This window comes from Solibacillus sp. R5-41, from assembly GCF_002736105.1.
GTDB lineage: Bacteria > Bacillota > Bacilli > Bacillales_A > Planococcaceae > Solibacillus.
Genome location: NZ_CP024123.1, coordinates 3,234,494 through 3,256,028 on the forward strand (window position 1 = coordinate 3,234,494; position 21,535 = coordinate 3,256,028).

General features: G+C 37.1%; 18 protein-coding genes. 1 reads left to right on the top strand and 17 read right to left on the bottom strand.

The window, feature by feature from the left end:
- Positions 1 to 255: 255 nt before the first annotated feature.
- The 9 genes from CSE16_RS15970 to citZ form a co-directional block, all read right to left on the bottom strand.
- On the bottom strand, positions 256 to 699 hold the full coding sequence (locus tag CSE16_RS15970) for a DNA polymerase I (RefSeq protein ID WP_253896103.1): 444 nt from the start codon (positions 697 to 699) through the stop codon (positions 256 to 258).
- Between the two features lie 172 nt (positions 700 to 871).
- Positions 872 to 1,924 (bottom strand): protease modulator HflC, encoded by a 1,053-nt coding sequence (hflC, locus tag CSE16_RS15975; protein ID WP_099424830.1) that lies wholly within the window; start codon positions 1,922 to 1,924, stop codon positions 872 to 874.
- The gene (gene hflK, locus CSE16_RS15980) at positions 1,924 to 2,889 is read right to left on the bottom strand and encodes an FtsH protease activity modulator HflK (RefSeq protein WP_099424831.1); all 966 of its coding nucleotides are present in this window, start codon (positions 2,887 to 2,889) and stop codon (positions 1,924 to 1,926) included. Before hflK ends, hflC begins: the two co-directional genes overlap by 1 nt.
- Positions 2,890 to 3,232: 343 nt before the next feature.
- A complete protein-coding gene (gene pnpS / locus CSE16_RS15985; protein WP_099424832.1) occupies positions 3,233 to 4,771 on the bottom strand; it encodes a two-component system histidine kinase PnpS in 1,539 nt (512 codons plus the stop codon).
- Positions 4,771 to 5,481: a response regulator transcription factor gene (locus CSE16_RS15990; protein ID WP_099424833.1), complete on the bottom strand. Its 711-nt coding sequence runs from the start codon at positions 5,479 to 5,481 to the stop codon at positions 4,771 to 4,773. Before CSE16_RS15990 ends, pnpS begins: the two co-directional genes overlap by 1 nt.
- Positions 5,482 to 5,575: 94 nt before the next feature.
- The gene (locus tag CSE16_RS15995; protein ID WP_099425861.1) at positions 5,576 to 5,929 is read right to left on the bottom strand and encodes a MaoC/PaaZ C-terminal domain-containing protein; all 354 of its coding nucleotides are present in this window, start codon (positions 5,927 to 5,929) and stop codon (positions 5,576 to 5,578) included.
- A 200-nt stretch (positions 5,930 to 6,129) separates the two neighbouring features.
- Positions 6,130 to 7,068 (bottom strand): malate dehydrogenase, encoded by a 939-nt coding sequence (mdh, locus tag CSE16_RS16000; RefSeq protein ID WP_099424834.1) that lies wholly within the window; start codon positions 7,066 to 7,068, stop codon positions 6,130 to 6,132.
- Positions 7,069 to 7,316: 248 nt separating this feature from the next.
- The gene (gene icd / locus CSE16_RS16005; protein ID WP_099424835.1) at positions 7,317 to 8,579 is read right to left on the bottom strand and encodes an NADP-dependent isocitrate dehydrogenase; all 1,263 of its coding nucleotides are present in this window, start codon (positions 8,577 to 8,579) and stop codon (positions 7,317 to 7,319) included.
- A 77-nt stretch (positions 8,580 to 8,656) separates the two neighbouring features.
- Positions 8,657 to 9,772 carry a citrate synthase gene (citZ, locus tag CSE16_RS16010; protein ID WP_099424836.1) on the bottom strand — a complete coding sequence of 372 codons (1,116 nt, stop codon included), beginning with the start codon at positions 9,770 to 9,772 and terminating at the stop codon, positions 8,657 to 8,659.
- Between the two features lie 256 nt (positions 9,773 to 10,028).
- On the opposite strand from citZ, the gene CSE16_RS16015 reads away from it, so the two are divergent.
- Positions 10,029 to 10,997: an AI-2E family transporter gene (locus tag CSE16_RS16015; RefSeq protein WP_099424837.1), complete on the top strand. Its 969-nt coding sequence runs from the start codon at positions 10,029 to 10,031 to the stop codon at positions 10,995 to 10,997.
- Here CSE16_RS16015 and CSE16_RS16020 read toward each other — a convergent pair.
- The 8 genes from CSE16_RS16020 to CSE16_RS16055 form a co-directional block, all read right to left on the bottom strand.
- A complete protein-coding gene (locus tag CSE16_RS16020) occupies positions 10,981 to 11,370 on the bottom strand; it encodes an FxsA family protein (protein ID WP_099424838.1) in 390 nt (129 codons plus the stop codon). The two genes, CSE16_RS16015 and CSE16_RS16020, sit on opposite strands and share 17 nt — an antisense overlap.
- 119 nt (positions 11,371 to 11,489) lie before the next feature.
- On the bottom strand, positions 11,490 to 13,250 hold the full coding sequence (gene pyk / locus CSE16_RS16025) for a pyruvate kinase (protein WP_099424839.1): 1,761 nt from the start codon (positions 13,248 to 13,250) through the stop codon (positions 11,490 to 11,492).
- Positions 13,251 to 13,275: 25 nt separating this feature from the next.
- A complete protein-coding gene (gene pfkA, locus CSE16_RS16030; protein WP_099424840.1) occupies positions 13,276 to 14,235 on the bottom strand; it encodes a 6-phosphofructokinase in 960 nt (319 codons plus the stop codon).
- A gap of 154 nt (positions 14,236 to 14,389) precedes the next feature.
- Positions 14,390 to 15,343 carry an acetyl-CoA carboxylase carboxyltransferase subunit alpha gene (locus tag CSE16_RS16035; RefSeq protein WP_099424841.1) on the bottom strand — a complete coding sequence of 318 codons (954 nt, stop codon included), beginning with the start codon at positions 15,341 to 15,343 and terminating at the stop codon, positions 14,390 to 14,392.
- On the bottom strand, positions 15,336 to 16,208 hold the full coding sequence (gene accD / locus CSE16_RS16040) for an acetyl-CoA carboxylase, carboxyltransferase subunit beta (protein ID WP_099424842.1): 873 nt from the start codon (positions 16,206 to 16,208) through the stop codon (positions 15,336 to 15,338). The genes CSE16_RS16035 and accD overlap by 8 nt, the downstream gene beginning before the upstream one ends.
- A 36-nt stretch (positions 16,209 to 16,244) precedes the next feature.
- Positions 16,245 to 16,877, bottom strand: a complete 633-nt coding sequence (locus CSE16_RS16045) for a FadR/GntR family transcriptional regulator (RefSeq protein WP_099424843.1) — start codon at positions 16,875 to 16,877, stop codon at positions 16,245 to 16,247.
- A 351-nt stretch (positions 16,878 to 17,228) separates the two neighbouring features.
- The gene (dnaE, locus tag CSE16_RS16050; RefSeq protein ID WP_099424844.1) at positions 17,229 to 20,312 is read right to left on the bottom strand and encodes a DNA polymerase III subunit alpha; all 3,084 of its coding nucleotides are present in this window, start codon (positions 20,310 to 20,312) and stop codon (positions 17,229 to 17,231) included.
- Positions 20,313 to 20,527: 215 nt separating this feature from the next.
- Entirely contained in the window at positions 20,528 to 21,469 is a 942-nt protein-coding gene (locus CSE16_RS16055) for a DHH family phosphoesterase (protein WP_099424845.1), read from the bottom strand.
- Between the last annotated feature and the right edge of the window lie 66 nt (positions 21,470 to 21,535).

Consider the following 21,535-nt stretch of genomic DNA (forward strand, 5'->3'; position numbering starts at 1 on the left):
TGTCAACGAATATTTTCATTCTTCTTACATATTAATCAATTTAGTTTATTGGTAATATTCAAAAATATTGACCAAATTAAAAAAAATCTTTTTTCAAAATAGCCGATGACTCATTCCTTCAAATAATTTTCAAATAACTGTTAAACGATTATAAGAATAAAATGTAGATTTGCTTGCAATTCATTCAAAATGCAGAAAAAAAACGCCCATTTCGCTTACATGCAAAATGGACGTTGTATATGTTGTCTGTCTTTATTATTTTAACTTTTTAAATTTAAAATTTTCCACGGAATCTTTTTCTTCTCGATAAAAGATTTCTTCAAAAATCACCGTTAATAGGAACGCGTTTAAGAAAGGAATGACAAAATACAGGGGCATTCCTCCTAAATCATACTGCATGAGAGAGCGCGCAAACACTTCCACAAACCCGATTTGCGTGAAGTAAAAAATCATCCCAATCCCAACTTGCCAAATAGGTCGTTTGTCTTTACGCTTTTCGAACCATAGTACTTTTTTAAACGAATTTCGAACATCTTCTGCAATGATAAAGCCAGCAAATAATATAACAATAAATAGGACAGGTATATGAAAAATAGACGCATTGATCCAAGTGAAGCTCGTGCCCTGGAATAATGCTGTTACGGAAGTTGCAATAATGAACGCTAGCAATGTATTTTGAATCCATTTACTCAAATGCACTCACTCCTTTTTCTAGTTTCATAAACTATTATAACAAAAAAAATATTATTTTAAAGTAATATACTTTCACTCTACTAAATGAATGCTGTATTAGAATAGGAATTTCCGTACACATATAAGAAAAAACACCATTAAATGACGTTTAAAAACGTCATTTAATGGTGTTTCGATTTCATTTTAAAGACCCAGATAATAATCTCGCATATGGTGAGTCGGATGGAATGATAATCATCGTTTCCTCATTAATTGTTTTCTTATACGACTCTAACGTGCGGAATAAGCTATAAAACTCAGGGTCCTTAGAATAAGCATTGTTATAAATTTGTGCCGCTTGTGATTCACCTTCAGCCTGAATAAGTGCTGCTTCTTTTTTCGCTGTTGCCAACATCACTTGCACTTCTTGATCCGTGATCGCTTCCTTACGACGTTTTTCCGCGTCCCCCTCAGATAAATACTTTTGGGCGATCGATTGACGCTCAGAAACCATACGCGTATATACAGACTGCTCGTTTTCTGCTGGTAAATCCGTTCGACGAATACGCACATCCAACACTTCAATCCCAAAATTTGCATCCGCAATCAATTCATTCACACGCTCTGTCACTCGGTCATTAATATTCCCGCGATCTGATTTATTTTCGTTTATAATATCATCATAATCCGTTTGACCAAATTCAGTACGTAATGCAGAATAAATAAATTCCTCCATACGGTTTTCTGCATTTAACAGTTGACCTGCATTGGAAATCAATGCCTTTGGATCCGTCACACGCCAAACCGTATAATTATCAATAATAATACGTTTTTTATCTTTCGTACTAATTTCTTCTTCTGTCATATCATGTGTCATTAAGTTCCGAGGTAATGTTGTCACACTTTGAATGAATGGAATTTTCATATGAAGCCCAGGTTCTTTTTCATATTTCATGACTTCCCCAAACTGACGAACAACTTTAAATTCATTTTCTTTTACAACATATAAATTCGCTAATACAGTGACAAGTGCAGCAAATACAACCGTCACAACAATTGTGGATGCTAGCCATTGGCGAACATTAACTGGTTTTTTATTCTTTTTAATCGGAGTTGGACCGCTAGAATTATTTGACTCTTTTTGCTCGTCAGGAGTCACGTCTTTCACAGCTTTCGACGATTTATTATTGCCAAATAATTTTTTCACAAACTTTTCTAAGTCGCCATCAAAATTATTTTTATTATTGCTCATCAGTTTGAACTCCCTTCTGTTGGTTTTTCAGCAGATGGTGTTTTTTGAACCGGCTGGATCGGTAAATACTTCATCGTCCCATTCGCATCATCATTCATAATGTATATTTGAGCATTCGGTAATACCGCTTCCAACGTCTCAAGTACTAAACGGTCACGAGTAATTTCTTTATTTAATCGGTACTGTTCGAATAATTTATTAAAGATCGCAACCTCACCATTTGCTTGTTCAATACGAGCTGTTTTTTCACCATTTGCTTTTGAAATAATCGCATCTATTTCCCCTTCTGCTTCACTTTTACGCTGATTTCGGTACTTTTCTGCCTCATTAATTTTCGTATTTTTCGTTTCACGGGCATCGGTTACGTCTGTAAATGCTGCTCGAACATCTTCATTTGGAACATCAACATCTTGAAGTTTTACCCCCATAATGCCAATGCCAATATCATATTTTTCAACAAGTGAAACGAGTATATCACGCGTTTTCGCTTCAATATCTGCTTTTCCATCTGTTAGAGCGGCATCAATTGTTGAGCTACCAATAACGGATCTTATTGCGCTCGATGTCGCACTATGTAAAATCATTTTCGGATCTTGTGAATTAAATAAATATTTCTTTGGATCAACGATGCGCCATTGTACGACTAAATCCGTCAATACGATATACTCATCACCAGTAATCATTTTTGTTTCTTTATCAAATGTGTCTAATGTACCATCTGCCTTTTGTTTATAGCCAAACTGTAAACTGTATGTTTCCTTCGATAACACCTCTACCTTTTGAATCGGCCAAGGGAGCTTAAAATGTAATCCTGAATCTTGAACCGTTTCATCTGCCTGACCAAAAGTTATAACAACCGCTTGCTCAGATTCATCAACGGTATACCAAGACGTCGTTACAGCAAGAAGTGCAATAAGAGCGAAAAGACTAAGACCAATAAATAATAACGTACGTTTTACACCCATAGCAAAAAACCTCCTATCCAATTTTTCTATTCTATACCATTTACGGATAAAAGTTTAATTAGTTTCATTTTTATAGAAAATTATTATATTAGTGAAGTAATGACAAAACAAAACACAGCCATCCATTAATAATAGGACAGGCTGTGTTTTGTTTTGGGGTGAGTTCAATTACGCATTGGCTAATTTTCGTCCAGATTTTTTCCGATTTCACTCGAAAAGCTTCCCTTAAAAATCTGTGAAATCCGCCAGGGCATTTGCTATATTTGAAACGGGGGTTTCTAAATATAACTTTAACACCATAATATAAAGTACATATAAACGATTTGTAAAGACATTGTTAAGTTTACTGAGAAAGCGGCAAATAAACTTTCATGCTCGTGCCACATCCTACTTCACTCGTTACATGGATTTTCCCTTGATGAGCTTCAATTAAATGTTTTACGATCGATAAACCTAATCCCGTGCCACCAGAATTTCGACTACGCGCTCGGTCTACTCGATAAAATCGTTCAAAAATGCGTGGTATTTCTGCCTTTTCAATACCAATCCCTTGATCCTTCACTTCAAATATTCCATATTGCTCATTTGTACTAATTCGTAATGTGACTGTCGTTTCCTCTTTTGAATAAGCGATTGCATTATTAATTAAATTTGTAAAAATTTGAATCAATCGATTCGCATCCCCTAAAATCATAGCATCTTGTTCAATTTCCACTTCAAACTGCATATTTTTACTTTCTAGCTGTGCGCTCGTAATATCCACTACACGAATTAAAATATCTTGTACACGAGTTGGCAAAGCATTTACTGTAAAGCCATGCTGTTCAATTTTGGATAGTTCCAATAAATCATTTACAAGCACTTGGATGCGATTACTTTCCTCATTAATGATTCCTAAAAATGACAGCAACATTTGCTCATCTTTAAAGGCACCATCGAGTAGCGTTTCCGCAAAGCCTTTAATCGACGTAATCGGTGTACGCAGTTCATGTGATACATTAGCAACGAAATCTTTTCGAATTTGCTCTAAACGAATCAGTTCGCTTATATCATGCATAACAATTACTACACCTAACCACCGCCCATGCTCCCCTACAACAGGTGCACCATATACTTGTTCAATATACAATTCTTGCCCAATTTCCATTTGCAACTGTTGGCGATACGGCATTTCTGTTAAAAATACATGATCAATAAATTCTTCCAACGCTGTTGGCATACCAAGGTTTAAAAAGTTTTTCCCAATCAATTGATTTTTATCTAATTCAAAATGTGTTTGAAACTTTCGATTGACTATTGAAACATTCCCCTCGCGATCAATCATCATAAGGGCACTTCCCATATTTTCAATTAATGTTTTCAAACGTTCTTCTTCAATCATTCTCGATTTTGTAATATCTTGTAAATTTCTTGCTAATAAATTTATTGAATTTCGCAGCTCTATTACCGTTTTTGGTCCATTCGCAAATGCTCTCGCACGATAATTCCCTTTCGATAATTCCATCGCGGTTCTCGTAATATTAATAATTGGATGAATGAAATTATTGGCTACACGCAGCGATATCGTCACCATTAATACAAATGAAATAAGCATGATTACGCCGAGAAATACGTAAAGTCGTTTATGGATTGAGTAGAATTCTTCGGCATACTTATCAATTTCATACGTTTCTAGCAACGCTTCTTTTTCAGCAGGAGTGAGCTGTATTTTCTGTTCATTTAATACTTGCTCTAGTTGTTGTTGATTCAAGCTTGTTGCTATTTCTACATAATCCTGGGCAAAGAAAGGAAAAAGCTGCCCTAAGAATAATATTAGAACAGCTAAAATGGATCCAAAAACAAAAATCAACGTATGGAATAAGCGATTTGTCATTGCATTCATTATTTTTTAGGCTCCTCAAACTTATAGCCCAATCCTCGTATTGTTTTAATATAAATCGGTTTTCGACTATTTTCTTCAATTTTATCTCGTAAATGGCTAATATGTACATCAACGATTCGGGTATCTCCCGCAAAATCATAGTTCCAAACGGCACTTAGTAGCTGATCGCGTGTTAATACTCGATTTTTATTTTCAAGTAAATAAACTAAAAGCTCAAATTCCTTTGGCGTAAATTCCAAAGATTCTTCATTAATAAATGCCTCAAAGCGCTCTGGATACACTTGTAGTTTCCCATATGAATAAACAACCTCACCTGGTTCGATTACTTCTTCTACAATTGGACCTGAAAAGCGTCGTAATACGGCCTTCACACGCGCAATGACTTCTCTTGGGCTAAATGGTTTAGTCATATAATCATCTGCACCTAGCTCAAGACCAAGCACTTTATCAAATTCATCATCCCTTGCTGTAAGCATGATGATTGGAATATTAATACGCAACCTGCGAAGTTCTTTACATACTTCCACGCCATCTAATTTAGGTAACATTAAATCGAGCAGCAATAAATCCGGTAACTGCTTAACAGCAATATCTAAACCTGTTTGTCCATCATGTGCAAGCAGTACCTCAAAGCCACCTTGTTCTAAGTTATATTTTAATAACGTTGCAATTGATAATTCATCTTCTACTACTAAAATTGTTTTTACCATTGTTCGCTTCCTCCAAAATCAATTTGAAACCCCCACCTCAAATCGATATTTTCCATTAGTATGGTGGTGAAACTTTCAAAATCCCTTCAACAACCTATTGTTTCTGTGTATTATAGCCTCGCACACTGATTTCAACCATATTTTTCGCCTCATCAATTTGTTCCATTTGTAATGTGAATTCAATCGTTTCGTAATGAAAAACGGGCAGTGAATAGATTAAATGTTGCTCTAAAATATTTGAACCCGGTCCTGGCATATGCTTGGAAATAGCTGAAGTGATAATTCCATTTAACATAATCGTCGGTACGATTGGTTTGCCAAATGGTGTGTCTGCTGCATAATCATGCTGGATATACAATGGATTACTGTCATTTGTTAAACCTAGGTATAATAATAAATCCTTATCCTCTATCGTTTCTGTAATGTGTAATCGTTCGCCAATTTCCATTTCATCAATTTTCCTGCCTAATTTTCCATTCGGTTTCAACAAATATGCGCAACCCCTTCATTTTGAGATTACTTTCATAGTATCAACTTTTACCACAAAGTACAAATACAGGTGTAATGAATTTTTATTTTTATTTAATAATCAAAATTTCATACAAAAATCCCAAGCGAGAAGTCTCTTCCTGCTTGGGTCATTCAAAATTATAATAATGCGTCCATTATTTCCTTAACTGCTTGTGCAGAATCGTCTAATGCAGCTTTTTCTTTTTCGGTTAACTCTAATTCAAAGATTTTTTCGATACCATTGGCACCTAAAAGCGTCGGAACGCCTAAATAAATTCCTTCATAACCAAATTCGCCTTCTAAATAGGCAATTGACGGTAAAATACGCTTTTGATCTTTTAAAATTGCTTCGGTCATTTCAACCATTGCAGCCGCTGGAGCATAGTAGGCCGAACCATTCCCTAATAGGTTAACGATTTCTCCACCACCAACACGCGTACGTTGAACAATTTCTTCTAATCGTTGGGCTGGAATGAGTGTTTCTAGTGGAATTCCACCTGCAAATGAATAACGAGTTAGCGGAACCATCGTGTCCCCGTGACCGCCTAATACAAAGCCGGTAATATCCTTTACCGAAATATTGAGCTCTTCTGCAATAAAAGCTCGGAAACGCGCTGTATCGAGCACACCTGATTGTCCGATGACACGGTTTTTAGGGAACCCTGTTTCTTTAAATACAGTATAAGTCATCGCATCCACTGGATTTGTTAATACAATAATTGTCGCATTTGGAGAGAACTTCGCTATTTGCTTAGCCACGGACTTCATGACGCCTTGATTGATTTGTACTAAATCATCACGACTCATACCTGGTTTACGTGCTACACCAGCCGTGATTAAAACAACGTCTGAATCCGCTGTATCTTCATAATTTGAAGTTCCTTTTACATAAGAGTCGAAGCCTTGTACAGGTGCAGCTTCCCACATATCAAGTGCCTTACCTTTAGTTGGATTTTCTACTTCTGGAATATCTACTAAAACAACATCACCTAACTCTTTTTGTGCTACTAAAAACGCAGCAGTCGCACCAGTAAAGCCACCGCCAATTACAGAGATTTTTTTACGATTCAATGACATGTCCAATCCACTCCTCTTCATTTATTTTACAATCTTTCTTAATTACACACAACCAGCACAACAAATATATGCTTTTTATCGACAAAAAAGGGAGAAAACTAAAAGCTTCTCCCTTTTCTAACTACACTATTTATTTTGAAACGTATTGAACGCAATGTCAATATTTACCCAAACATAGATTTATTAAATTATTTGACAACAAACAATTTGTGTAATATTTCACATGAATGGGTAAAGTTGTTTACAAATTAAAGGTTTTTGATTAATTCGTCAGCAAACTCTGAACATTTTACTTCAGTAGCGCCATCCATTAAACGTGCAAAGTCATAAGTTACAACTTTAGAAGAGATTGTTTTCTCAACTGAGTTTGTAATCATGTCTGCAGCTTCTTGCCATCCTAAGTGCTCAAGCATTAATACGCCTGAAAGTAATACTGAAGATGGGTTTACTTTATCTTGACCAGCATATTTTGGAGCTGTACCGTGAGTAGCTTCAAAGATAGCGTGACCAGTTACGTAGTTGATGTTAGCTCCTGGAGCGATACCGATACCACCAACTTGAGCAGCTAATGCGTCAGAGATGTAGTCACCGTTTAAGTTCATTGTAGCTACTACGTCGAACTCATTTGGACGAGTTAAGATTTGTTGTAAGAAGATATCAGCAATTGAATCTTTAACTAAGATTTTACCAGCAGCTAATGCAGCATCTTGTGCAGCGTTTGCAGCAGCTTCACCTTGTTCAGCTTTAATTGCATCATATTGGTTCCAAGTGAAAGTTTGATCAGCAAATTCAGTTTCTGCTAATTCATAACCCCATTTTTTGAATCCACCCTCAGTGTACTTCATGATGTTACCTTTGTGTACTAGAGTAACAGTTGGTTCGTTGTGCTTGATTGCATACTCGATTGCTGCACGCACTAAACGTTGTGTACCTTCTTTAGATACTGGTTTAACACCGATACCTGAAGTTTCTGGGAAACGGATGTTTTTTGTACCGAATTCTGTTTGTAAGAAGTCGATGATTTTTTTAGCTTGGTCAGAACCAGCTTCAAACTCGATACCAGCATAAATATCTTCTGTGTTTTCACGGAAAATAACCATGTTTACATCCTCAGGACGTTTAACTGGTGAAGGAACACCGTCAAAGTGACGTACTGGACGTAAGCATACATATAGGTCAAGTTGTTGACGTAATGCTACGTTTAGAGAACGGATACCGCCACCGATTGGAGTTGTTAAAGGACCTTTAATAGCGATTAAATATTCATTGATTTTGTCTAAAGTTTCTTGTGGTAACCATTCACCAGTTTGGTTGAATGCTTTTTCACCAGCTAAAACTTCTAACCATTCGATTTTCTTTTCGTTGTTATAAGCTTTTGCTACAGCCGCGTCGATTACGCGAGAAGCTGCTGCCCAGATATCTGGACCGATACCGTCACCCTCGATGAAAGGAATCACTGGATTGTTTGGAACGTTTAAATTACCGTTATCTACTACTATTTTGTTAGTCATTGGAAATTGCCTCCTAATAATCGTAAATCTAGGACTGGCGTCCGCACAGTCCTAGATATGTTATCATACTTTTCTGATTAACGCTCGTTAATTGGAATGTATTTTTGCATACCTGGTCCAACATACTCTGCACGTGGACGGATTAAACGGTTGTTTGCATATTGCTCAAGAATATGAGCTACCCAACCAGAAGTACGAGATACTGCGAAGATTGGTGTAAATAAGTCATGCTCGATACCTAAAGAATCATATACTGATGCTGAGAAGAAGTCTACGTTAGCTGGTAAATTCTTTTGTTCTACGATCATGTCATGGATTTTAACAGACATATCGTATAATTCTGGTTTACCAGTTAATTTAGTTAATTTCTCAGACATTACGCGTAAGTGTGGTGCGCGTGGGTCGCCTTTGCGGTATACGCGGTGACCGAAGCCCATGATTTTTTCTTTGTTATCAAGTTTGTTTTGAACCCAAGATTCAACTTTATCAATTGACCCGATTTCAGTTAACATTTTCATAACTTGTTCATTTGCGCCACCGTGTAATGGGCCTTTTAATGCGCCGATTGCAGCTGTTACACCAGAATATACATCTGATAATGTAGCTACACATACACGAGCTGTAAATGTTGAAGCATTTAATTCGTGGTCAGCGTGTAATACTAACGCTTTGTCGAATGCTTCGATTGCGATTGCTTCTGGCTCATTACCAGATAACATATATAAGAAGTTTGCTGCATAACCTAATTCTGGTTTCGGAGCAATCGGTTCTTTACCTTGACGAACACGAGCAAAAGTAGTTACAACTGTAGCAATTTTCGCTTGTAAACGAATTGCTTTACGGTAGTTTGCTTCTGTTTCCATTACGTCTGCTTCTTCATCAAATGTACCTAACATTGATACAGCCGTGCGTAAAGCAGCCATTGGGTGTACAGTGTTGATTGGCATAGATTTGAATAAGTCTGTAATTGCCGCTGGAATAGACATGTTCTCAGCAAGTTGTTGTTTTAATTCAGCTAGCTCGTCCGCTTTTGGTAAACGAGTGTGCCATAATAAGTAAATGATTTCTTCAAACGTTGCATTATTAGTAAGATCGTCAATGTTATAACCTACATAAGTAAGTGTATCATCGATGATAGAACTAATTTTAGATTCCGCTGCAACGATACCTTCTAAACCTTTAGTTGCTGACATAAAAAAATCGCTCCTTCACATGATAAATTAGTTTTGTAAGTGCTTTCTTAAATATATAAAAAAACATTTACATATGTTCTGCTCAATGAACCTATAAGTAAATCGCTTACAAAATTTATTATAATCAATTTTGACGGCTTTGTGAATGAATTACGTTTATTTTAGGAAAAAAAAGCAAATCTAATCTATTTCTTGTATTAAAGAGAATAAAGAGTTTCGAACGAGATATATTTGGAATATAATAGGAGTGATTTAGATGAAGGAATTGTATAATTTTAATAGTTTACTGAATCGGACCTGGAAATACGTCATTTTATTGCTATATATTGCTTTAATTTTTTTCACGTTTCCAATTGTACTAGGTATTTTTTGCGCATACATTATTTATCCAGTCATCGCTTTTTTAAAAGAGCGATTAAAAATACCCTTTTTCATTTCGGTGATTATTGTTACCTTACTTTTTCTCGCATTCATCGCAACATTAGTTTTCTTATTTCTACAAAGTTCATTACAACTCCTTCCCACGATACAAAATGCACTTCAAACATTTTCAAGTCATTACATTACGCAACCGTTACTACCATTTTTTCTTGAAAAAGTCTCCACATTACTGAATGATGTGATGCTATTTTTTATTAGCTTCATTAAAAATCTTCTTAATTCCATTTTTGAATTATTCATTTTTCTTATTGCTTTTTACTTCTCTATTTTTGAGAGCAAAAAAAATAGACTTTGGTTTTTTGCCTATACACCAAAATCCTTCCGAAAAGAATGGTCGCACTATTTCTCAAAGTCAATGGAACTCATTAGCTATTTTATTTTTGTCGAAATTCAGTTATTTACACTAACATTTATTCTACTTTGTACAGGATTTTATTTTTTACAATTTGATGCACCTATTAGTAAAGCATTTTTAATTGCAATAGCCGATTGCCTTCCTTTTTTAGGTATTGGAATTTTTTTAATTCCATTAGCGGCATATTACCTTTTTGTCAATGAACTAACTTTAGGGGTAGCTATCATTATTCTTTATTTATTTGTTCAAATAACGAGGCAGTTGGCTGAGTCAAAACTATGGTCACATACGCTGCATATACGCATGATTCATACATTCTTAATCAGCGCTGCCTCAATCTTACTGTTCGGATTTTATGGCATCCTCATAAGCCCAATTTTATTAATGCTTGCAGTAAAAGTGAAGCAAAGTGCTATTTTTGCAAAATAACGACTTGACCTTGCTTCATCTTTTTACGTAACCAATAGAAAATAAGTGGCTTAAATAAGCTTCTTGTAATGCCTAATACAAATAATAAGCCAATAATATCGGTTAAAAAACCTGGCAAGGCTAATAAAACGCCTCCGATAAATATTAGAAAAGTTTCAATCATTGGTAAACCAGGAGGCTGCCCTTGTGCAGCACTCTTTTGAATCTCTTGAAAAGATTTAATGCCACGTTTTTTGGCAATGATTACGCCGACAACAGATGTCATGACGATTAATAATAATGTATATAAAACACCAATTGCTTTACCAACAATGATCAATGTCGCAATTTCTGCAAATACTATAAATAATAATCCTACTAGTAGCTTTTTCATGGGTATTCCTCCTATTGTTACTTTTATATACGTTTGCAGGACGAAAAAGTTTCAATTCGTCTCAACAAAAAAACATCATTTAGATAAAAAATCTAATGATGTTTTATTTGTATTATTTATTAAAGTACGCTTGCATGCCCTTTATAGATGACACCTGTTTCTGCATCCATTGTAATTTCTTGACCATGACGAATTAAAGTTGTTGCTTCTTTTACACCAACAATTACTGGGATTCCTAAGCTCAAGCCGACTACTGCCGCATGACTCGTTAGTCCACCTTCTTCTGTAATGATTCCTACACAGTTTTCAATCGCAGGCATCATTTCTCGGTCCGAACCAACCGTTACGATAATTACACCTTCTGTATCATAAGCTAATGCTTCACCTGCATTTTTTGCGACAACAGCTTTAGCAACAACAGATGCTTTACCAATACCTTGCCCGCGCGCTAATAAGTCACCTATTACGTGAACTTTCATTAAGTTTGTTGTACCTGCTTCACCAACTGGTACGCCTGCAGTAATTACTACAACATCTCCATGATTTACAAATTCATGCTTTAATGCTTCATCAACAGATAGCTCTAAAATTTCATCTGTTGTCGTTACACGAGAAGTAACAATTGGTTTTACGCCCCAAACTAACGTTAATTTTTGAGCAGTTGATGTCTGACTTGTAATTGCAATTATTGAAACTCCTGGACGATATTTGGCAATCATGCGTGCTGTATTTCCGCTTTCAGTTGGCGCTAACACTGCTTTTACACCAAGGTTAATTGATGTAAATGCTACCGCTTGAGAAATCGCTTCGGTCATATTCGCCTCTCTTTCACGACTACGTTGCGAAACGATTGAGCGATAATTTAATGAATCTTCCGTGCGTTCTGCAATTTTGTTCATCGTTGCTACGGATTCTACTGGATATAATCCAGCAGCCGTCTCACCAGAAAGCATGATTGCATCTGTACCATCAATAATGGCATTGGCAACGTCTGATGCTTCTGCGCGAGTTGGACGTGGGTTGCGTTGCATAGAATCTAACATTTGTGTTGCTGTAATTACAGGTTTTCCTACTTGGTTACATTTTTTAATTAAGTTCTTTTGTACAAGTGGTACTTCCTCAGCAGGAATTTCTACGCCTAGATCTCCACGTGCAACCATTAAACCATCTGAAACTTCGATAATTTCATCAATATTATCGACACCTTCTTGGTTTTCGATTTTAGGAATAATTTGAATATGACTGCCTTCATTTTGTTCTAATAATTCACGAATTTCTAAAACATCTTTTGCAGTTCGAACAAATGATGCCGCAATAAAATCAACACCTTGCTCAATACCAAATAAAATATCTGATGCGTCTTTGTCAGTAATACCTGGTAATTTCACTGAAACACCTGGCACATTTACACCTTTTTTATTTTTCAAAACGCCCGTATTTTCAACAATAGTATGGATTCGACCTTGTTCCATATCTTTCGCTAAAACACGTAGTTCGATTAAGCCGTCATCTAATAAAATTCGGTCATTTTGCTCCACATCTTCAATAAGACGATCATATGTTACAGAAAAACAAGATTCATTTCCGATTACTTCTGTCATTGAAATATCAATAACTTGTCCTACTACTAAATGAAGCTCATCATTTTCCATATTATGTGTACGAATTTCAGGTCCCTTCGTATCTAATAATATTCCAACAGGCTTCTTCAAACGCACTGATGCATCGCGGATTGCCGCAATTCGAACAGCATGCTCTTCATGATTCCCGTGCGAAAAGTTTAATCTCGCAACATTCATACCTGCTGTAATTAATTTATCTAGCATTTCTGGTGATTCACTTGCTGGTCCAATCGTACATACAATTTTAGTTTTTCTCATTTTATGTCATCTCCGTTTGTGCACTTTAAATTGATAATTCTTTTGATAATGTGTATAAACTTAAATCTGCTTGATGCTTTTGTTCAAAAGCCTCTTTAAAATCATAATCAACCACATCATGACTTTTAATACCTACAGCACGTCCGCCCTTACCTTCTATTAGAAGTTCGACTGCGCGTGCTCCAAATAAACCTGCTAAAACTCGGTCACGCGCGGATGGTGAGCCGCCACGCTGAATATGACCTAGTACAGAAGTTCGTATTTTTACCCCAGTACGTTCTTCTAATTGTTTTGCGAGCTTATGGCCTTTCATCACACCTTCAGCAACAATAATGATACTATGTCGTTTTCCTCGTGAAGCACCCCGCTCTAAACGCTTCACGACATCCTCAATTTCAAACTTTTCCTCTGGGATTAAAATCGATTCTGCTCCTGCTGCTAATCCAGCCCATAATGCAATATCCCCCGCATCACGCCCCATTACTTCGATTACAAAAGTATTTTCATGACTTGTAGCCGTATCTCGGATTTTATCGATTGACTCCACCACTGTATTTAATGCTGTATCAAATCCTATTGTATATTCTGTCCCAGGAACGTCATTATCAATCGTACCTGGGATTCCAACACATGGGAAACCTTTTTCAGATAACTGCATCGCACCCCGATAAGAGCCATCACCACCGATGACAACTAAGCCTTCAATGCCTGCATTTTTCATGCGTTCTATCGCTTTTTCCTGATAATCTCCCTCTTTAAACTCTGGGAAACGAGCAGAATATAAGATCGTACCACCTCGCTGTATAATGTCACCTACTGAGCCTATATCTAAAGGCTTATAATTTTCATTATAGAGCCCTTCATAACCATGATAAACTCCAACGACTTCTACGCCATGATAACGTGCTTTACGAACAACAGCACGGATGGCAGCGTTCATCCCTGGAGAATCTCCTCCACTCGTTAAAACTGCTATCTTTTTCATCAAATGTTCTCCTCCTATATTACTCATACTATTCACATTAACAGAAAATCGTTGATATGTAACTATTCTGGAGAACAATTATCGAAAGCTTTACAAAAAAAATCAATTACGCCTAGGCATAATTGACTTTTTAGGAAAATTCCTACTCAATCGCTTATTCGATAAATTGACCGATATTTTTATATTTAGAATAACGCTCTTCAATTAATTGGTCTACGGATAAGCTATTTAAATGGGCTAATGTGTCTGCAATACACTCTTTCATCGTACTTGCTTGCTGATCAATATTTTTATGTGCGCCGCCTGCAACTTCAGGGATAATGCCATCAATGACACCCAATTGTTTTAAATCCGGTGCAGTAATTTTCATGGCTTCTGCTGCCTGCTTTGCATAGCTTGCATCTTTCCATAATATCGAGGCCGCTCCCTCAGGAGATATAACCGAATACGTTGAATTTTCAAGCATGAAAATTTTATTCGCAACGCCAAGTGCTAATGCGCCACCACTTCCACCTTCACCAATAACAATGCTAATAATCGGCACTTTAAAGCCTGCCATTTCGAATAAATTACGCGCAATGGCTTCACTTTGACCACGTTCTTCCGCGGCTTTTCCTGGATATGCGCCTTTCGTATCGATAAAGCAAATAATTGGTCTTTTGAATTTTTCGGCTTGCTGCATTAATCGCAAAGCTTTTCGATACCCTTCCGGATGGGGCATTCCAAAATTACGACGAATATTTTCCTTGGTAGTTTTTCCTCGCTGATGCCCAATTATCGTAATAGGTTGTCCATTAAATGACGCGATCCCACCAACAATCGCTGCATCATCCTTAAAACTACGATCGCCATGTAATTCGATAAAATCATTAAAAATTCGTTCAATGTAATCGAGCGTTGTAGGTCGTTGAGGATGACGAGCTACTTGTACGCGATTCCACGGCTCCATATTAGCATAAAGGCTTTGCTCTAGCTGGGATAAACGCGTTTCTAACTTTTCAATCTCACCGCTCATGTCCACATCTGCTTCTACTGCGATTGATTTTAATTCATCTATTTTTTCGCGTAGCTTTACAACGGGTTCTTCAAACGCCATTAATTTAGACATGAGACACGCCTCCTTGTACATGTAGTTTCACTATCGTTGCAATTTTATCGCGCATATCTAAGCGGCTAATAATAGCATCTAATTGACCATGCTCCAATAAAAACTCTGCCGTTTGGAAATCATCTGGTAACTTTTCACGAACTGTTTGCTCAATCACACGTCTTCCTGCAAAGCCAATTAAACTTTGTGGTTCCGCAATATTTAAATCCCCAATCGACGCAAAGCTAGCTGATACGCCACCCGTCGTTGGATGTGTCATAATCGAAATGTATAATAAGCCCTCTTCACTATGGCGCTTTAACGCAACACTTGTTTTGGCCATTTGCATTAATGACAGGACACCTTCTTGCATTCGCGCACCGCCGCTCGCAGTAAAAATAATGAAGGGAATACGTAATTCTGTCGCTTTTTCAACCGCTCGCGTTATTTTTTCTCCAACAACCGAGCCCATTGAGCCCATTCGGAAATGAGAGTCCATAACAGCAATCGCAACAGGATTCCCCTTTAATGTGCCAACCCCTGTTAAAACCGCTTCATTCAATCCTGTTTTAGCCATATCAGAATTCACTTTTTCGATATAAGCTGGGAAATTTAATGGATTGGTTGTTTGTAGATGGTCATCCATTGAGGTAAAAGAATCTTTATCTAAAAAACAGCTAATTCGTTCATGAGCTGTCATATTAAAGTGGTACGCGCATTTTGGGCAAACCTTGATGTTTTTTTCAATTTCCTTCGTTACATGAATCGTTTTACATTGCGGACATTTTGTTACAATTCCTTCTGGAAAGTGTTTCTCATCCGATTTTTTAATTATACTTGCTGTATTCTTCTTACGGTTTATCGAAAATAAATCACGAATTGCCATGATAATCCCCCTTTGTTTTCACTGCTAATATTGTTATTACTTCAAAATTTCTATCCATTTTTCATAGGCTTCAATCGCTTCGGGTAAATAGCCCATTTGCATTGAAGCTAGCATAATTTGTAAGTGTGATTTTTCTTCCTTTGTTATATCATTCACTAATGCGCTATTACTATATGCCGATAATTGTAGCCAAATTTTAAACGCGAGCCTATTTTCTGTAACAATCATACATTCACGTAATATTGCTTCACGTTGCAATGATTGCTCTAATTCAATTTCTGCAAAAAAACTCTCCCAAACTGGTAGTTTCCTCAATGTTTCCGATTGACAAATGATTTTTATCGCTTCTTTTTCATGCATCTCACGTGTTGCATGGACATCAGCAACTGAGCTTGCATCTTGTAAAATAAATGATCCGACGATTTCAACTAAATGATGGTGCTTCATGCTCGCTAAATAGGTGCCATCGCCATGCCTTGTTTCAATTAAGCCGAGTAGTTCTAGACTTCGCAAAGCTTCCCTTACCGAAGACCTCCCTACATTTAACTGTTCACTTAATACCCGTTCAGAAGGCAATTTTTCTCCTTCTTGAATATTTTGGACAGCAATTAAATCGCGTAGCTGCTTCACAATTTGGAGAAACATTTTTTTCGTATGCTTTTGCTCCACTTTTCTCACCTCATCATTATCAATTACGCCTTGGCGTAATTGCGTCCAGATTTTGAATTGTGCCTACACAATTGACTCCTTTCAAAATCTGTGACATCCGCCGGAGGCTTTATCTTCGTTCAGTGAGTGTCTGAAAACTCACTGAACAAAGATAAAAGTGGTCTGACCATTTTCTTACCATAGAATACAAAATGTTTTTAGAAATGTAAAGCAAAAATTAGCATAGGCTTCTAATATATATAAGATTTTTTTCGCTTTTATAACTAATAAACATACTTTTTCTACAATATTTTTTCCAATAAGAAAAGAGGATGCTCTAGTATTTATACATAGAACATCCTCTTTTACTATTTATAGAATAATAATTTGTTTCACTTTGACTTGCTGTTTATTAAATCGTTGTTCAAAAAAGCCTTCAATCGATATTAATATTCCTTCAACTAACTTGCCTGCAACGAGCTCATATTCTTTTGGAAATAATGTTAAAGACACGCTACCGAACTCATCTTCTATTTGAACAAAAGCCATCAGCTCTCCTTTTTTAGTACGCAGCTGACGTATTTCATTTACAAAACCAATCATTTTCACATAAGTATTATCCTTTAACATCGTTAACATTTTAACCGTTGTTGTCGCCTCAGGGTACTCTGGACGAATTTTGACAAGTGGGTGATCCGATAAATAATAGCCGAGTACTTCTTTTTCAAATTGCAATTTTATTTTTTCAGATAGCGGAGGTACTTCATTATGTTTGGGCTTCCCAAAAACAAACATTGAATTGGCAAATAACTCCTCTCCCTCATTTGGGCGTACGAGTTCTGCCTGTTTTTGCGCACCATCAATCGTCGCCAATAACGTCGCTCGCTCCTTCCCAAACTCATCTAAAGCGCCTGCTTTAATTAAAGGCTCCATCACTTTTCGCGAAAAGTTTGCTGCACTTAGTGAAATTGCTAAATCAAAAATATCCTGGAAAGTCTGCTCCTTATTTTCTCGTATCGCAATTAATTTTTGTAAAAATGGTTGTGGAACCCCTTTTATTGCCGTAAGACTAAAACGAATTTTGCCACTTTCCACTTTAAAATGACGCACACTACGATTAATCGAAGGAGGTAAAAATTCAATTCCTCGTGACTTTGCCTCAGCTATAATTTGAGCTAATTTGTCAGCATTTCCTGTGGCATTTGTTAATAACGCCGCATAAAAATTCACAGGGAAATTGGCTTTTAAATACGCCATTTGATAGGAGATTATACTATAAGCCACAGCATGACTTTTCGGAAATCCATAGTCTGCAAAACGAACAATTAATTCATACACTTCATCCGCTACTTGCTCGGTAAATCCTTGTTTGCAGGCCCCTTGTACAAAAGCCGTTCGCTGCTGCTCGAGCACTTCTCGTTTTTTCTTACTAACCGCGCGGCGCAATAAATCAGCTTCACCAATCGAAAAGCCTGCCATCACATTGGCGATTCGCATTATTTGCTCTTGGTAAATAATGACCCCATATGTTTCACGCAATATCGGCTCCAATGCAGGATGAGGCATTAACACTTGCTCTTGACCATGCTTACGACGCGAATAATTAGAAATAAACTCCATAGGACCAGGTCGATACAATGCATTAACTGCCACAATATCTAAAAAATGCGTCGGCTGTATTTCACGTAATGCATTTTTCATACCTTCTGATTCTAATTGGAAAACTCCCGCCGTATCGCCATGCTGCAACAATTTAAAAGTTGCTGCGTCCGTTAATGGAATATGATTTAACTCCAGTTGTACTTGATGTGAAAATTGAATAGAACGACGAATTTGTTCAATAATGGTTAAATTTCGTAACCCTAAAAAATCTATTTTCAATAAGCCTGTTTGTTCAACCTCATTCATTGGCCACTGCGTTAAATAAATCCCTTCATGCCCTTCTTCTATCGGCACAACGTCTACTAATGGCACTGGACTTAGCACGACACCCGCTGCATGCGTAGAGGAATTTCTCGGTAAGCCTTCTAGACGGCATGCTGCTTCATACCATTTTTGATGAATCGGTTGTGACATAATCCACTGTCTTAGCTTTTCAGATTGGCCATACGCTTCATTTAAGGTAATGCCCGGTTTATTTGGTATCAATCTAGAAATCATTTCAAGTGTTTCACTATCAAATTGAAACATTCGCGCAACATCCCTGGCTACTGCTTTTGCAGACAGCGTACCAAACGTAATAATCTGTGCGACATATTGTTTCCCGTATTTTTTAGCGACATATTGAATCACTTCATGGCGACGCGTATCGAGAAAATCGATATCTATATCAGGTAATGAAACACGCTCGGGATTTAAAAATCGTTCAAATAATAAATCAAATTGTAAAGGGTCTACTTGCGTAATTCGTAGTGCGTAGGCAATGAGTGACGACGCAGATGATCCACGCCCTGGGCCAGTCAAAATTTGCTGTTCTCTCGCAAAGCGCATAAAGTCTGCTACAATCAAAAAATAATCGGAATAGCCCATAGTTTGAATGACTTGTAGCTCATAGTGCATGCGCTTTTCGTACTGTTCCGGAAGTATTTCTGCAAGGAGACGTTGTTGCAACCCCTTTTTTACTTCATCATATAATAACTGCTCTGCCGTTTGATTTGGTGCCAAAGGGAATTTCGGCATATGCACGGCATCACTTTCCACCTCTACGTGACAGCTTACTAATAAGTCTCTTGTTGCTTGAAGCCATTCCGGTTTATCACCAAAACGCTGTTCCCATTCATTTTTTGATAACACATAGTTGTCCTTTAATTCTTCATTGTGCGTCGATTCATCAAGTTTTCTACCTGTCTCAATAGCTTGTGCAACTTCAAATGCAAAATAATCTTCACGTCTTAAAAACAAGCTTTCATGTGTGGCAAGGAGCACCGCCCCCATTTTTTCCGCCCACTGTACTGCAATGGGCTCCTGTTCGGAAATACCATTTGCTCTTGATATCGTAACAAAAAAATTGTCTGCAAATTGTTCTTTTAACGTTTGAACCGTGGAATGATGTGCATCGTGAATCCAACTGGCTTGCTGTTCGAGTGCAGGCACAACTAGGGCAAGCCCTTTTCCATAAGCAACTAACCAGCGTAATGGCAGTGTATTTTGAGGACGAATCGCGATGCTGCTTGAAATTTTCAATAAGTTTTTATATCCTATATCATTTTTTGCATAAAGGACTAACGGTAGTAATTGATTTTCTGCAACTTCAATTTGTAGCGTTAATCCAATAACAGGATGAATCCCAGCTTTTTTCATTTGATGCCAAAAAGGCAAAAGCCCGTACAATTTCGTATTAACGATTGCACATGCTTCTGCCTCTTGGTGTTGTAAAAAAGGAATGAGCTCTTCGATACGAATCGTACTTTTTAATAAATCTGCACTTGTCCGTATTTGTGGATAAACAATAGACATAATCCATCCCTTCCTTTCCATCTATATAAATTGAATTAAAGAATTCCTTCTGTTACTGTAAGCTTTCTATTATGAATTCTAATAAAGTGTGTACCTGTTAGGCTTGCATACTGAAGCTTTCTAGATTTATTGCGCCACTACCGTGGGAGTCGGCGAATTCTTAGTTAGATTTCCATTCCAATATAAAGCAGGATTCATATGTTCAAGTTATATAATTAATGATTCTTACAAATTTCTTTTAACTCTTCAATGACTTGGTCAGCTTCTTCCCAAGAATATGCAGTGGCACCTGATGCTAATGGATGTCCGCCACCATTATATTTTTTCGCTAAAGTATTAATAACCGGTCCTTTTGAGCGTAATCGCACACGAATTGTGTCGTTTTCTTCGATAAAGATAATCCATGCACAAATTCCTTTCACAGTGCCTAAAGAACCAACTAATAATGATGTCTCTGAAGGGGTTACATCAAATTCTGTTAAAATGTCTTTTGTAATTTTAATATGGGCCGCGCCGTGTTTATCCATCGTAAAGTTTTGATACATATACCCTTGTAAGTGAAGTAATTTTCGGTCCATTTCGTACATCGCATCAAATAATTCATTTCGATTAAAATTGTATGACACGAGATGACCTGCTGTTTCGAATGTTTTTTCGCTTGCACTTGGGAATAAAAAGCGTCCTGTATCGCCAACAATACCTGCAAAAAGTAACCGAGCAGCTTCATCTGACATCGCCCAATTTGCATGATTTTTAGCCTCTTCATACAATTCATAAATCATTTCGCTGCAAGAGCTAGCGTTCGTATCAACCCAAAGCAAATCTCCATAAGCATCATCATTCGGGTGATGGTCAATTTTAATGACAAATGCGCCCTTTTTATAGCGTTGATCATCGATGCGCTCGGTATTGGCCGTATCTGTGACTACTATTAACGCTCCCTCAAATAAATCGTCTTGAATTTGCTGTGGCTGCGCTAAAAAAGTGAGGGATTCCTCATGCTCTCCAACGGTATAAACTTTTTTATTTGGATAATTAGCTCGAATAAGTTCCGCTAAGCCAAATTGCGAACCATATGCGTCTGGGTCTGGACGTACATGGCGGTGTAAAATAATTGTTTCGTATTGCTGAATTGTGTCGATGATTTGTCGTTTCACAAGTGTTTCCCCCTAATGGTAAGTGAATTCCAGTCGCAATTTTTCTAAAAAATCGGTACAATACTT

Excerpts from the sequence above, each read along its gene's own strand:
- hflC (WP_099424830.1), bottom strand. The coding sequence starts at position 1,924 with ATGAGCAATAATAAAAATAATTTTGATGGCGACTTAGAAAAGTTTGTG.
- hflK (WP_099424831.1), bottom strand. The coding sequence starts at position 2,889 with ATGGGTGTAAAACGTACGTTATTATTTATTGGTCTTAGTCTTTTCGCT.
- pnpS (WP_099424832.1), bottom strand. The coding sequence starts at position 4,771 with ATGAATGCAATGACAAATCGCTTATTCCATACGTTGATTTTTGTTTTT.
- CSE16_RS15990 (WP_099424833.1), bottom strand. The coding sequence starts at position 5,481 with ATGGTAAAAACAATTTTAGTAGTAGAAGATGAATTATCAATTGCAACG.
- CSE16_RS15995 (WP_099425861.1), bottom strand. The coding sequence starts at position 5,929 with ATGGAAATTGGCGAACGATTACACATTACAGAAACGATAGAGGATAAG.
- mdh (WP_099424834.1), bottom strand. The coding sequence starts at position 7,068 with ATGTCATTGAATCGTAAAAAAATCTCTGTAATTGGCGGTGGCTTTACT.
- icd (WP_099424835.1), bottom strand. The coding sequence starts at position 8,579 with ATGACTAACAAAATAGTAGTAGATAACGGTAATTTAAACGTTCCAAAC.
- citZ (WP_099424836.1), bottom strand. The coding sequence starts at position 9,772 with ATGTCAGCAACTAAAGGTTTAGAAGGTATCGTTGCAGCGGAATCTAAA.
- CSE16_RS16015 (WP_099424837.1), top strand. The coding sequence starts at position 10,029 with ATGAAGGAATTGTATAATTTTAATAGTTTACTGAATCGGACCTGGAAA.
- CSE16_RS16020 (WP_099424838.1), bottom strand. The coding sequence starts at position 11,370 with ATGAAAAAGCTACTAGTAGGATTATTATTTATAGTATTTGCAGAAATT.
- pyk (WP_099424839.1), bottom strand. The coding sequence starts at position 13,250 with ATGAGAAAAACTAAAATTGTATGTACGATTGGACCAGCAAGTGAATCA.
- pfkA (WP_099424840.1), bottom strand. The coding sequence starts at position 14,235 with ATGAAAAAGATAGCAGTTTTAACGAGTGGAGGAGATTCTCCAGGGATG.
- CSE16_RS16035 (WP_099424841.1), bottom strand. The coding sequence starts at position 15,343 with ATGTCTAAATTAATGGCGTTTGAAGAACCCGTTGTAAAGCTACGCGAA.
- accD (WP_099424842.1), bottom strand. The coding sequence starts at position 16,208 with ATGGCAATTCGTGATTTATTTTCGATAAACCGTAAGAAGAATACAGCA.
- dnaE (WP_099424844.1), bottom strand. The coding sequence starts at position 20,312 with ATGTCTATTGTTTATCCACAAATACGGACAAGTGCAGATTTATTAAAA.